At 68.7% G+C, this 12,185-nt stretch carries 11 protein-coding genes and 1 other RNA gene; 5 read left to right on the top strand and 7 right to left on the bottom strand.

The features are described from left to right. Positions 1–66 precede the first annotated feature (66 nt). On the top strand, positions 67–789 hold the full coding sequence (locus AABM56_RS02820) for a cobalt-precorrin-6A reductase (protein WP_133862290.1): 723 nt from the start codon (positions 67–69) through the stop codon (positions 787–789). Continuing rightward, entirely contained in the window at positions 786–1,517 is a 732-nt protein-coding gene (gene cobM, locus AABM56_RS02815) for a precorrin-4 C(11)-methyltransferase (RefSeq protein WP_133862291.1), read from the top strand. Before AABM56_RS02820 ends, cobM begins: the two co-directional genes overlap by 4 nt. A gap of 89 nt (positions 1,518–1,606) precedes the next feature. On the opposite strand, the gene deoC is transcribed toward cobM, so the two are convergent. Further along, positions 1,607–2,284, bottom strand: coding sequence for a deoxyribose-phosphate aldolase (deoC, locus tag AABM56_RS02810; protein ID WP_133862292.1), 678 nt, complete (start codon positions 2,282–2,284; stop codon positions 1,607–1,609). A 94-nt stretch (positions 2,285–2,378) separates the two neighbouring features. Between deoC and deoR the strand changes: the two genes are divergently transcribed. Continuing rightward, entirely contained in the window at positions 2,379–3,143 is a 765-nt protein-coding gene (gene deoR, locus AABM56_RS02805; RefSeq protein ID WP_133862293.1) for a DNA-binding transcriptional repressor DeoR, read from the top strand. Here deoR and AABM56_RS02800 read toward each other — a convergent pair. The 4 genes from AABM56_RS02800 to AABM56_RS02785 all read right to left on the bottom strand — a co-directional run bounded on the left by AABM56_RS02800 (position 3,136) and on the right by AABM56_RS02785 (position 8,104). After that, the gene (locus AABM56_RS02800; RefSeq protein WP_133862294.1) at positions 3,136–4,221 is read right to left on the bottom strand and encodes an aldose 1-epimerase family protein; all 1,086 of its coding nucleotides are present in this window, start codon (positions 4,219–4,221) and stop codon (positions 3,136–3,138) included. The two genes, deoR and AABM56_RS02800, sit on opposite strands and share 8 nt — an antisense overlap. A gap of 13 nt (positions 4,222–4,234) precedes the next feature. Continuing rightward, entirely contained in the window at positions 4,235–5,566 is a 1,332-nt protein-coding gene (fucP, locus tag AABM56_RS02795) for an L-fucose:H+ symporter permease (protein ID WP_133862295.1), read from the bottom strand. Between the two features lie 47 nt (positions 5,567–5,613). Beyond that, positions 5,614–6,540 carry a ribokinase gene (gene rbsK, locus AABM56_RS02790; RefSeq protein ID WP_133862296.1) on the bottom strand — a complete coding sequence of 309 codons (927 nt, stop codon included), beginning with the start codon at positions 6,538–6,540 and terminating at the stop codon, positions 5,614–5,616. Positions 6,541–6,778: 238 nt separating this feature from the next. Next, complete coding sequence (locus AABM56_RS02785; RefSeq protein ID WP_133862297.1) at positions 6,779–8,104, bottom strand: DUF3100 domain-containing protein; 1,326 nt, start codon at positions 8,102–8,104, stop codon at positions 6,779–6,781. A 125-nt stretch (positions 8,105–8,229) separates the two neighbouring features. Here AABM56_RS02785 and AABM56_RS02780 point away from each other — a divergent pair. Together AABM56_RS02780 and AABM56_RS02775 are read left to right on the top strand one after the other, a co-directional pair. Next, a non-coding RNA gene (locus AABM56_RS02780) (sX9 sRNA) lies at positions 8,230–8,305 on the top strand. Positions 8,306–8,578: 273 nt separating this feature from the next. Then, positions 8,579–9,481 carry a LysR family transcriptional regulator gene (locus tag AABM56_RS02775; protein WP_133862298.1) on the top strand — a complete coding sequence of 301 codons (903 nt, stop codon included), beginning with the start codon at positions 8,579–8,581 and terminating at the stop codon, positions 9,479–9,481. A gap of 27 nt (positions 9,482–9,508) precedes the next feature. Here the strand turns inward: AABM56_RS02775 and AABM56_RS02770 are convergent, their stop codons facing one another. Both AABM56_RS02770 and AABM56_RS02765 read right to left on the bottom strand, forming a co-directional pair. Further along, positions 9,509–10,663, bottom strand: coding sequence for a M20 aminoacylase family protein (locus AABM56_RS02770; RefSeq protein WP_347883823.1), 1,155 nt, complete (start codon positions 10,661–10,663; stop codon positions 9,509–9,511). A gap of 3 nt (positions 10,664–10,666) precedes the next feature. Further along, positions 10,667–12,184 carry an aldehyde dehydrogenase family protein gene (locus AABM56_RS02765; RefSeq protein WP_133862300.1) on the bottom strand — a complete coding sequence of 506 codons (1,518 nt, stop codon included), beginning with the start codon at positions 12,182–12,184 and terminating at the stop codon, positions 10,667–10,669. Position 12,185 lies beyond the last annotated feature (1 nt).

The raw sequence follows: 12,185 nt of genomic DNA, 5'->3' as shown, positions 1-12,185 counted from the left end.
GAGGGGCCGAGGATGAGGGCACACCATGCATGACAAAACCTCCGCCGCCCTGACGGAAGACCGCCCATGAAGATCCTCCTGCTCGGCGGCACCACCGAAGCCCTGGCCATCGCCCGCACACTGCCGGCGGAGGCCATCTACAGCCTCGCCGGTCTCGGCCGGGTGCCTCGGGACCTGCCCTGCCAGGTGCGGGTCGGCGGCTACGGCGGCGCCACGGGACTGGCCGCCTTTCTCCGCAGTGAAGGCATCGAGCTGCTGCTGGACGCCACCCACCCCTACGCCGCCCGGATCAGCCACAACGCCGCGCGGGCCGCGGCTGACGCTGGCCTCCCCTGCTGGGCGCTGCGCCGACCCGGCTGGCAGGCCGGACCAGACGACGACTGGCGCGAGGTGGCCGACTGGACCGAGCTGCAAAACGCCCTGGCACCCTTCGCCCGGCCCTTCTTCACCCTGGGTCGCGAGCCGCTGGAGCATCTCCAGGAGATTCCCGGCGGGCAGTTCTGGACCCTGCGCCTGCTCGACACCCATCCCGGCCACGTGCGGGCGCGGATCATCGCCGACCGCGGCCCCTTCGCCCTGGAGGCCGAGCGCGCACTCTTCGCCCAGGGCGACTTCGATGTGCTGATCAGCAAGAACAGCGGCAGCGCCGCCACCCAGCCCAAGCTGCAGGTGGCCCGCGAGCGGGGCCTGCCGGTGCTGATCCTGAGGCGCCCAGCCCTGCCTAGCGTCGATCGCGAGTTCGCCAGTGTCGCCGAGCTGCTCACCGCCCTCGCCGAGGAAATCCCATGACCGTTCATTTCATCGGCGCCGGCCCCGGCGATCCCGACCTCATCACCGTCAAAGGTCAGCGGCTGATCCGCCAGTGCCCGGTGATCCTCTATGCCGGCTCCCTGGTGCCGCCCGCGGTGCTGGAGGGTCACCAGGCCGAGACGGTGATCGACACCGCCCACCTGGACCTGGAGGCCATCGTCGGCCACCTGGCCGCCGCCCATGCCCGCGGCCAGGACGTGGCCCGGGTGCATTCCGGCGATCCCTCGCTATATGGCGCCATCGGCGAGCAGATCCGCCGCCTGCAGGCGCTGGGCATTCCCTACGAGATCGTTCCCGGCGTGACCGCCACCGCCGCCTGCGCCGCCCTGCTGGGTTGCGAGCTGACCCTCCCCGGGGTCAGCCAGACGGTGATCCTCACCCGCTATGCCAGTCGCACGGCCATGCCGGAAGGCGAGGCGCTCGCCGACCTGGCCCGCCACCGCGCGACCCTGGCCATCCACCTCGGCGTCGGCCAGCTGGAACGCATCGTCGCCGACCTCCTGCCGCACTACGGCCCCGCCTGCCCGGTGGCCATCGTCCACCGCGCCAGCTGGCCGGACCAGGACAGCGTCCAGGGCACCCTGGCCGACATCGTCGAACGGGCGCGGGACAAGGATTTCCGCCGCACCGCGCTGATCCTGGTCGGCGAGGTGCTGGCACCGGGAGATTTCCAGGATTCCAAGCTGTATCGGCAGGGACCGGGGTAGCACCCATAGGTTGGGCCGAGGCCGAAGCCCAACACCAGGCGGCATCGTTGGGCTTCGCTGCGCTCAACCCAACCTACGTCGAACCTGCCTCAATACCCCGCCCCACCCTCGCCACCGCTGACGATGGCCACGCCCGAACTGGTCCCCAGCCGGGTCGCGCCGGCGTCCAGCATGGCCTGGGCGGTGGCTCGGTCACGCACGCCACCGGAGGCCTTGACGCCCATTTCCGGGCCCACCTCCTGGCGCATCAGGCGGATGTCCTCCAGGGTTGCGCCGCCGTGGCCGAAGCCGGTCGAGGTCTTGACGAAGGCGACCCCGAGGTCGCGACAGATCCGGCAGGCCTGGCGCTTCTGGGTGTCGTCGAGCAGACCGGTCTCCAGGATCACCTTGAGCGGTACCGCCCCGCAGGCGGCCTGGACCGCGGCGATGTCGGCGGAGACCTCGTCCAGCAGGCCATCCTTGAGCCAGCCGATGTTGAGCACCATGTCGATCTCCCCCGCCCCGGCGGCGATGGCCTGCTCGGCTTCGAAGGCCTTGGCCGCGCTCAGCCCGGCGCCGAGCGGAAAGCCCACCACCGCGCAGACCTTGACCGCGCTGCCGGCCAGTTGCGCCGCGGCGTGGGGGACCTGGGCGGAATTCACGCACACCGAGTAGAAGCCATGGGTACGCGCCTCCTGGCACAGGCGCTCGATCTGGGCGCGGCGGGCATCGGCGGCGAGCAGAGTGTGGTCGATGGTCTTGGCGAGTTCGCCGGGTTCAAGCTGCATGGGGCCTCCTCAGGCACGGGTAGCGTATGATCGGATCAGAATTCTTGGTTGGTGCGGCCTGCACCTCTAGTCGGACTCCCGTAGCGCACCCCTCATGGATAGCAAGAAAGCCGCTCGGCTCAAGCTGATGCACCAGGCGCTGCAGGATCAGCACGCCATTCACCTGCGCGAGATGGCCCAGCTGCTGGGTGTCTCGGAAATGACCCTGAGACGCGACCTGCGGCTCCCGCCGGACGGCCTGCGGCTGCTCGGCGGTCACGTCACCCGCGATGTCGGCGGCAGCGAGGCGCCCGGCTACCAGGTGGTGGAACAGGACCTGCGCCAGGTCGAGGAAAAGCGCCGCATCGGTCGGCTGGCCGCGGCGCAGATCCGCGCCGGCGACACCGTCTTCCTCGATTGCGGGACCACCACGCCCTTCGTGGTGGACTTCATTCCCGATGACCTGGAATTTACCGCCGTCTGCCATTCGCTCAATGTGCTGCTCAAGCTGCAGCAGAAGGTCAACTGCACCCTGGTGGTCTGCGGCGGCACCTTCCAGCGCAAGAACCAGATCTTCGAGAGTCGCCTGGAGACCGGGGTGCTCGATGGCGTGCGCCTCACCCACGCCTTCGTCTCGGCGGCCGGGGTGAGCGAGGACTTCGGCGTCACCTGCTTCAACTTCAACGAGGTCGAGGTCAAGCAGAAGGTCCTGCGCCAGGCCCAGCAGCGGCTGCTGCTGGTCGACCATACCAAGTTCGACGTGGTGCGCGCCGCGCATTTCGCGGCGCTCGACGACTTCGACGGGGTGGTCAGCGACTGGCGCATTCCGCGCAGCTATCGCGAGCGGATCGAGGCGAACGGCGCGCAACTGCTTACCTGATCCGCGCCGGGTCGGCCAGGCGCGCCAACAGCGCCTCGCGCTCGGCGGCGTCCAGATAGCCGGTGCGCACGCTGAAGGCGCGCCGTTCACCCGGTTGCAGCTGCTGCACCTGGCCCTTGGCGGTCTCGGCCAGATAGCCCTCCGGTTCACAGGTCGCCGGCAGCACGAAGGCCGCCACCTGCTGATCGGGGTTGTGCAGCACCCAGCGCGTGGCATGGGGCAAGGCCGCCGGGCGATAGGCCGTGTAGAAGGCGGCGCCGCCCGGATGCTCCAGCAGGAAGTGCGCCTCCCCCGCCGCGTCGGTGCCTGGCGCATCGATGAAGCTGACGATTTCCGGCTGGTAGCGCGCCGGCGCATCCAGCACCCGCAGGCGTTCCGAATCTTCGGCCAGCTCGGCGATGAAGGCCTGCCAGTCGGCGGTCGGCCGCACATGGGCCGGCACGCTGGTGCGTACCCGGGTGCGGGCCACGCCCAGCGGCTCATGGAAGCGACCGCCGGGTACGTAGGCGTAGTTCATGTGCGCCATGTACATCAGGTCCATGGGCTGGCCGGCCTGGTTTTCCACTTCCAGGCCCAGCTCGAACACGGCGCTGTCCGGCCTCAGGGTCACGCTGGGCTGGGCGCGATAGCGATCGCCAAAGCCCATGGCGTAGTCATGGCGACCGCCCAGGCGCAGGAAGTCACCCTCCGCGTCCCCGCCCAGCTCCAGCCAGGCCTCGTCCAGCGGTGCGCAGGGCAGTTCGCCGTGCAGCTCGTGGCTGTCCTCCGGCGCCGGGCAGCCGTTGCGCAGCACCCCGGCGTGGAACATGAAGCAGCCATAGGTCTCGATGATCCGCCGGGTCGGCCGCGGCTGGTCGAACAACCCGGGCATGGTCAGGCGGCAGCCGTCGAAGCTGGCGTCCCAGACCATCTGCCCCTGGTAGGGCAGCACGACCAGCCGGCCACGATGATTCTCCAGCGCCAGGGCGCGCACCCCGGAGGGATAGGTCCAGGCGCGCACCTGGAAGGCGTCGCTGGCGAGCAGGGTACGCTCGCACGCGGTGAATTGCTCAGGCTGCAGGGGCACGCGTACGGACATGGCGGCGCCCTCCTCAGGCGGTCTGGGCGGCGCCCACCGGCAGCCGCTCGCTGGCCGGATGACGCAGGCAATAGAGGGCGTAGGCGACGATCACCGTGAAGCACAGCAGCGGCACTGAATAGGCCAGCTGCATGTTGCCGCCGGTGTAGTCCGACAGCAGGCCCTGGAAGATCGGGATCACCCCGCCGCCGACGATGCTCATCACCAGCAGCGAGCCGCCGAATTCGGTGTCGCGGCCGATGCCGTCGACGGTCAGGCCATAGATGGTCGGCCAGCAGGGGCCGAGGAAGATGCTCACGCCCACGGCGGCGTACACCGCGGTGATGTTGGGCACCAGGATGGTGTAGGCCAGCAGGGCGATGCACAGCACCCCGTAGACGCCTAGCACCTTGGCCGGATGCCAGCGACGCATCAGCAGGTTGGCGATCAGCTTGCCGACGAAATAGGCGGCGAAGGTGGTGAGCAGGAACCAGGAGGCGCTGCGCTCGTTCATGCCGCCGAGCTGCATGGCCAGGCGGATGGTGAAGCTCCAGACGCCGACCTGGGCGCCGACATAGAGGAACTGCGCCAGCACGCCAAAGACGAAGCGCGGATTGCGCCGCAGCCGCCCGAGGCTGGCGGCGATACCGTCGCTTTCGCTGCGCACGGCATCGTTGCCCTTGCAGGCCGGATAGCGGGTACAGGCGATCAGCACGAAGATCAGCACCAGCACGCCGATCATCCACTGGTAGGGCGTCAGGGTGGCCTGGATCATCTGCAGCTGCTGGGCGGCGGCCTCGGCGGGATTCATCTGCAGCAGCTGCGCCTGGCTGGCGTCGCCCTCCTTGAACATCACGAAGCTGCCCACGTAGACGCCGGTCATGGCGCCGAAGGGGTGGAAGGTCTGGGAGATGTTCAGCCGGCGGGTACCGGTCTCGCGCGGCCCGAGCAGGGTCGAATAGGTGTTGCAGGCGGTCTCCAGGAAGGACAGCCCCGCGGCGATCACGAACAGCGCCAGCAGGAACATGCCGTACTTGGCCATGGAGGCGGCCGGAAAGAACAGCAGGCAGCCGACCATGTAGAGGAACAGGCCGAAGAGGATGGTCGTCTTGTAGCTGAAGCGCCGCACCATCAGCGCGGCCGGCAGGGCCAGGAAGAAATAGCCGAGATAGAAGGCCGACTGGACGAAGGCGGTCTGGAAGTCACTGAGCAGGAAGGCCTTCTTGAAGTGGGCGATGAGCACGTCGTTCATGCTCGCCGCGGCGGCCCAGAGCGCGAAGATGCAGCACAGCAGGATGAAGGCGAACCACGGCGTGCGGTTCAGGTAGTAGCCGTCGGCGCTGGGCCGCAGGGGTGACTGGCTCATTGTTGTTCTCCGTAGGGATGCCAGGGTGAGGGATTGCCGACCTTGCGTCAGAGATCCAGGGACGCGAGGTAGTCTTCGAAGACCGCGGCCTCGGGATAGGAGGTCTGGGTGCCGCGCCCGGTGACCGACAGTGCCGAATAGGCCACGGCCCGCTGCATGGCGTCCCGCAGGCCGAGGCCCTGGACGCGGCCATGGGCGAAGCAGCCGATGAAGGCATCGCCAGCGCCGGTGGTGTCGATGGCCGCCACCGGCTGGCCGGGGAGGCTGAATTCACCCTCCTCGCCCACGTACAGCGCGCCCGCGGCGCCCAGGGTGACCACCACGTGGCGGATGCCGCGACCGGCCAGCATCCGCGCGGCGGCGAAGGCGCTCTCGCGATCCTGCACGGGCAGACCGCTGACCAGGGCCAGTTCGGTCTCGTTGGGGACGAAGTAATCCAGCCGGGCGAGGTGCGCGGCGCTCAGGTCGGCCACCGCCGGTGCCGGATTGAGCAGCACCGGGATGCCCAGGCGCTGACCGCAGTCGATGGCCGCGTAGACCGTCTCCAGGGCGATTTCCAGCTGCAGCACGATCAGCGCGCAATCGCGCAGATCGGCTTCCGCGGCCTGGATGTCGGCCGGGCCGAGGGCGGCGTTGGCGCCCTTCACGATGAGGATGCTGTTGTGCGAGTCGGGCTGGACGAAGATCGGCGCCACCCCGCTGGAGCGACCCGGCGCGCGGGTCACATGACGGGTGTCGATACCGAAGCGGCGGAAGTTGGCCAGGGTGTTGTCGGCGAAGAGGTCGTCGCCGACCTTGGTCACCATCAGCACCTCGCTGCCCAGCTTGGCCGCGGCGACCGCCTGGTTGGCGCCCTTGCCGCCACAGCCGAGGGCGAAGTCCGGCGCCTCCAGCGTCTCGCCCTGCACGGGTAGGCGCTCGATATAGGTGATGAGATCGACCATGTTGCTGCCGATGACCGCGATTTTGCCCATGCCGAGCGCGCCTCCGTTTTTCTTGATGTTATTAAATTAACGGCTTTTGTTAATTTTCCATCATAGATACTGCAACTCGGGGCGCAGCTCAAGCGCCGGTGATCGTCCAGGGACGACACCTTGCCGCCAGGGCTCAAGGCTGGGAGCTGCGACACGAAAATGCAGGGGCAGGCGACTCAGACGAGGGGGCAGTACGGTAGCGGGAAGCGGCGCACCGGGGACCCGGTGCGCGCGAGGATCAGTGAAACACTTCGGCGATGAAGGCCGCGCCGATGAAGGTGCCGAAGCTGGCGATCAGCGAAACCACCACGATGCGCCAGCCGAGGCGACGGAAGGCCGGGATGTCCTTGGCGATGGACAGGCCGGCGAAGGCCAGCATGGGGGTGATCAGCGCCATGATGCCGACCGCGTTGTGGGCGGCGGTGATCTGCGGCGCCAGCGGGCACCAGGGCGAGGTCAGGAACATGGCCACCAGCGATACCCAGCACACCGCCGGCACCTTGCGGCGGAACAGCTGGCAGAGCAGTTCACCGACGAAGGCCGCCAGGATCATCACCGCGACGCCCAGGAAAGCAGCCGGTGGCAGGGTCTTGCTCATCACCAAGGTCGCCAGCAGCGCCAGGGCGCCCGAGGCCAGCCAGGCGCTGAAGCGTGCCGACCAGCCCAGTTCCACGGGTTCGTCCACCACGCCGGCATCCACCGAACTCTGCTGGAAGGAAGCCTTGGTGGTACGGCCGATGCGCGGCTCCATCACCCGGTAGCCCCAGACCGCCAGCGGCAGGGAGATGAACAGCGTGAAATAGGTGCCCAGGGTCAGGGTGATGAGGTTGGCAGCGGCGGCCAGAGCCATGACCTCCTTGGCCATCTCGGGCGTCTGCTGGGCGGCGATGGCACCGGCAGCGGCGGCCATGATGCTGCCCGAGCCCAGGCCGGCGCCCATGGCCAGGGAATAGGGGTGGAAGATGTTCAGGCTGGCGATGAAGCCGGCGACGATGGCCATGAATACCGCGCCGAACAGGGTGCCGGTCAGGTACTCGGCGAGCACGCCGCGACCTTCCGGGGAGTCCATGCCATAGCGTTCGCTGATGATCGCCAGACTCGGTTCACGCCCCACCGAGAAGGTGGCACCGATGGCCTCGCGCTTGATGCCCAGCAGCAGGGCCACCGGCAGGCCGAGCAGGATGGTGCCGACGAAATGCCCCAGCTCCTGGAAGGCAAGTGCCCAGCCGGCGGCGATCACCGTGGGCAGCGAGCCGCCCACCACCAGGCCGAGCTTGGCGATGAACACCAGCAAGGCGTATTGCAGAATGGCCGCCGAGCGCACCTGGGCGCTGCGGTCGATACCCACCCCCAGCGGCATGCGCTTGCCGACCTGCCCCACCGCTGCACCCAGCAAGAGCGCCCAGATCATCGGCAGCAGCACCACCTTGCCCGGCCCCAGCGGTATGGTGAGGGAGCCGATCAGCTCGGCGATCAGCAGCACCAGTGCTGCCCAGATGTAGAGTCTGACGGTATTGCTGACGGCTCGGTCCTGGCCCACGGCCAGCGTCGGATTGGCGCTCATTCTTCCCCCTGCGGCCCGCTCGCGGGCTCGGTTGTTGGTCTGGTTGGCAGTCGCGAGCGACTCAGAGCGACCAACAAAACTACTGCGCGTCCGCCAGACGGGTGCGTGCAGTGCTCGGAATCCTCATGTACCGCTCGTACACTTCAGTTCCTGCGCGCCGCGCGCACCCGCCTGACAACCGCTCGCTACGTTTTGTTAGCCGCTCTTAGGCCCGCTGGGCAGAAAAGGGCTCCGCTAGGGAGCAGGACCCGGTCGTTCTGGAGGCCTGGTCGAGGTCGCGCGCCTGGCGTGCCGGAGGGAGGAAGCCCAGCGCGGACGGGGTCTCGCATGGGGCTTCGCGCCGTTCCGGAGCTCTGCGTCGCGGGCCTTGGCCAGGCCGGGGCGGCCGTGGTCTTGGGCCGAGTATGGACAGCGGCCTGTTCTCTCTCCAATACTGGAAATGGCCTTTTCCGTTGCCTTTAAGAGAACACACGGATGCGTGGAATTCACGAACAACGCTTGCATTATTTCGTCGAGGCAGTGCGCCTGGGCAGCGTGCGCGCCGCGGCCGACGCCCTGGATATCGCCCCTTCCGCGGTCAGCCGGCAGATCGCCCAGGTCGAGGCGGAGCTGGGTGTCGACCTCATCGAGCGCCACCGCCGCGGCATCACCCCAACCGAGGCCGGACGTCTGGTGCTGGACTATTTCCGCCAGCGCCAGACCCAGCTCGACGGTCTGAGAGACGCCATCTCCGATCTCCAGGGCCTGCGCACCGGCCGGGTGGTGCTGGCCATCGGCGAAGGCTTCATCGGCGATCTGTCGTCCAGCCTCGGTGACTTTTCCGCGCGGCATCCGGAGATCGAGGTCAGGGTCAACGTGGTGGGCACCAATGAGGTGATCCGCCAGGTGATGGAAGACGAGGCGCAACTGGGGCTGGTGTTCAATCCGCCACGCGATCCGCACCTGCGGGTGCATGGCAGCCGTGGACAGCCGCTCTATGCGCTGGTGGCACCGGAGCATCCGCTGGCCGCGACCCGCGGCCCCGTGACCCTGGCGGAACTGGGCGAGCATCGGCTGGCGCTGCCGGACATCTCCTACGGCATCCGCCAGATGCTCGACGCCGTGGAGCAGGCCGCCGGCCAGCGCCTAGCGCCGACCCTGACCTGCAACACCTTCGCCCTGCTCAAGCACTATGCCCAGCAGGGCGGCGTGACCCTCTTGCCGCTGTTCGCCGCCACCCAGGAACTGGACAGCGGCGCCTTGCGCGCCCTGCCCCTGGCCGATCCGGGTTTCGCCCGCGCCCACGTCGAACTGGTCACCCGCCTGGGGCGCAAGCTCAGTCGCGCCGCGGACGAGTTGCGCACGGCCATGGTGCAGCAGATGACCGCCTTTCGCTGAGCGTCGGCGGCGCTCGCTACAAGCGGCCTAGACCGGCAACTCCTGGCGCACCAGCTCGGCCCACAGCCGTACGGCCGGCTCGATGATGGCGTCGTTGAAGTCATAGGCCGGGTTGTGCAGCGGTGCCGAGGGCTGGGCGCCGTCGACGCCCAGCCAGAGATAGGCCCCCGGGCGCGCCGCCAGCATGAAGGCGAAGTCCTCGGAGGCCATGGACGGCGGTACGCCATCGCTGACCCGCTCGGCGCCAAAGGCGGTCACCGCCGCCTGACGTACCCGCGCCGCCTGCTCGGGATGGTTCTGGGTCACCGGATAGCCCCGAGTGAACTCCAGCTCGCCGCGCACCCCCTGGGCCAGCGGCGCCTGGGCGACGATCTCGCCGATCAGCCGCTCCACCTCGGCACGTACCGCGCCATCCAGGCAGCGCACCGTGCCCCTGAGCCGCGCCACCTCGGGGATGACGTTGATCGCCTCCCCTGCCTCCAGCATGGTCACGCTGACCACCGCGGCGGCCAGCGGCGAGATCCGCCGGGCGACGATGGTCTGCAGCTGCAGGATCAGGTCCGCTGCGGCGACGATGGGATCGCGTCCGCGCTCGGGCATGGCCGCGTGGCAGCCCTTGCCGGTCAGGGTGATGGCGAAGGTGTCCAGCGAGGCCATCATGGCGCCCGGATTGACCACCAACTGGCCGGCCGGCAATCCCGGCCAGTTGTGCAGGCCGTAGAGGGCGTCCATGGGAAAGCGTTCGAACAGGCCGTCCTCGATCATCTTCTGGGCGCCGCCAAGATTCTCTTCGGCGGGCTGGAAGACGAAATAGAGGGTGCCGCGGAAATCGCGGTTTTCGCTCAGGTGGCGGGCGGTGGCCAGCAGGATGGCGGTATGGCCGTCATGGCCGCAGGCGTGCATGCGGCCGGCGGCGGTGGAACGGTGGGGAACGTCCCCCACCTCCTGCATCGGCAGGGCGTCCATGTCGGCGCGCAGCCCCAGGCTGGGACCCTCGCCGTGACGCAGCACCCCGACCACGCCGGTACCGCCAAGGCCACGATGGACCTCCAGGCCGAAGCCCTCCAGCAACTCGGCCACCCGCGCCGCGGTGCGGTGCTCGGCGAAACCCAGTTCCGGATGGGCGTGGAAATCGCGACGCCAGCTGCGGGCGTCGTCCAACAAGGCTTGATGGATGGTCATCTGTTACTCCAGGCTGGCGCCGTAGCCGAAGCCAGCGGCGGGCACCGCGGCGGTTTCCACCCAGACGCTCTTCACTTCGCTGTATTCGCGCAGGGCGTCGAGGCCGGAGGAGCGACCGTAGCCGCTCTCGCCGTAGCCGCCGAAGGGCGAGCTGACGTGGATGGTCTTGTAGCCGTTGACCCAGAAGGTACCGGCGCGCACGCCCCGGGCCACCCGGTGGGCGCGACCGACGTCGCGGGTCCAGACCGCCCCGGCCAGGCCGAAGCGGCTGTCGTTGGCGATACGGATGGCGTCGGCCTCGTCCTTGAACGGGATAGCCACCACCACTGGCCCGAAGATCTCTTCCTGGGCGCAGGTCAGGCCGTTGTGACCGGCCAGCACCGTGGGATTGACGTAGTAGCCGGTTCCGGCGGGCAGCGGCTCGACGCCATTGGCGACATGCCGCGCGCCTTCACCCAGGGCGCCTTCCACCATGTTGCGCACATGGGCGAATTGCTTGGCGTTGTGGATCGGGCCGATCTGGGTCTCGGGATCGCTCGGATCTCCCACCTTGAACTGGCTGGCGGCGCGGGCCACCGCCTGGATGAAGCGCTCGTAGATGGCTTCCTGCACCAGCAGCCGCGAACCCGAGACGCAACTCTGGCCGGCGCCGGAAAAGATCGCCGCCTGGGCGCCGCGTACGGCGAGGTCCAGGTCGGCGTCTGCGAAGACGATGTTGGCCGACTTGCCACCCAGCTCCAGCACCACCGGGATGCAGCGCTGGGCCGCGGCGGCGGCGATGTGCCGGCCGGTGGCCGGCGAGCCGACGAAGACCACCTTGCGGATGTCGGCGTGGGCGATCACCTGCTGGCCAACGGTATGGCCCTGGCCGGCGAGCACGTTGACCAGGCCCTTTGGCGCACCGGCGCGTTCCACCAGCACGCCCAGCAGCAGCGAGGTCACCGGAGTCAGCTCGGAAGGCTTGAGGATCACCGCGTTGCCGGCGGTGATGGCCGGGGCGATCTGCCAGCCGCCGGTGAAGATCGGCGCATTCCAGGGGGTGATCTGCAGCACCGTGCCCAGGGGTTCGTAGGTCACGTAGTTGAGGTGGCTGGTGGGCACCGGGATGACTTCGCCATGCAGCTTGTCGGCCCAGCCGGCGTAGTACTCGAACATCTCGGCGACCTTGAGCACCTCGACGCGGGCATCGCGGATCGGCTTGTTGGCGGTCAGCGATTCCAGCTGCGCCAGGGTCTCGGCCTCCTCGCGGATCAGGGCGCCGACGCGGTAGATGATGCGCCCACGCGCCTGGGCGGTCAGGGCGCGCCATTCCTCGCACGCCCGGCGGGCGGCGGCATCGGCGCGCTCGACCACGGCCAGGTCGGCATCGGGGTAGCTGTAGGCCGGGCTGTCGTCATGGGCGTTGCGCACGGTGATCCGCTCGCCGCTGCCATCGACGAAGGCGCCGTCCACGTAGCTGGCGACCTGCTGGCGGTCGCCCCAGAAGGGCTTGAGCAATTCCAGTGTCTTGGCGTTCATCATG

Origin of the sequence: Pseudomonas aestiva (assembly GCF_039908605.1) — a bacterium.
GTDB classification, from domain to species: domain Bacteria; phylum Pseudomonadota; class Gammaproteobacteria; order Pseudomonadales; family Pseudomonadaceae; genus Chryseomonas; species Chryseomonas aestiva.
Note: the sequence above shows the minus strand (reverse complement) of the source record. Positions and strands in the feature narration are given on the sequence as shown.

Bases quoted from the DNA above. Each gene is read 5' to 3' on its own strand.
- AABM56_RS02820 (WP_133862290.1), top strand. From the start codon at position 67: ATGAAGATCCTCCTGCTCGGCGGCACCACCGAAGCCCTGGCCATCGCC.
- cobM (WP_133862291.1), top strand. From the start codon at position 786: ATGACCGTTCATTTCATCGGCGCCGGCCCCGGCGATCCCGACCTCATC.
- deoC (WP_133862292.1), bottom strand. From the start codon at position 2,284: ATGCAGCTTGAACCCGGCGAACTCGCCAAGACCATCGACCACACTCTG.
- deoR (WP_133862293.1), top strand. From the start codon at position 2,379: ATGGATAGCAAGAAAGCCGCTCGGCTCAAGCTGATGCACCAGGCGCTG.
- AABM56_RS02800 (WP_133862294.1), bottom strand. From the start codon at position 4,221: ATGTCCGTACGCGTGCCCCTGCAGCCTGAGCAATTCACCGCGTGCGAG.
- fucP (WP_133862295.1), bottom strand. From the start codon at position 5,566: ATGAGCCAGTCACCCCTGCGGCCCAGCGCCGACGGCTACTACCTGAAC.
- rbsK (WP_133862296.1), bottom strand. From the start codon at position 6,540: ATGGGCAAAATCGCGGTCATCGGCAGCAACATGGTCGATCTCATCACC.
- AABM56_RS02785 (WP_133862297.1), bottom strand. From the start codon at position 8,104: ATGAGCGCCAATCCGACGCTGGCCGTGGGCCAGGACCGAGCCGTCAGC.
- AABM56_RS02775 (WP_133862298.1), top strand. From the start codon at position 8,579: ATGCGTGGAATTCACGAACAACGCTTGCATTATTTCGTCGAGGCAGTG.
- AABM56_RS02770 (WP_347883823.1), bottom strand. From the start codon at position 10,663: ATGACCATCCATCAAGCCTTGTTGGACGACGCCCGCAGCTGGCGTCGC.
- AABM56_RS02765 (WP_133862300.1), bottom strand. From the start codon at position 12,184: ATGATGAACGCCAAGACACTGGAATTGCTCAAGCCCTTCTGGGGCGAC.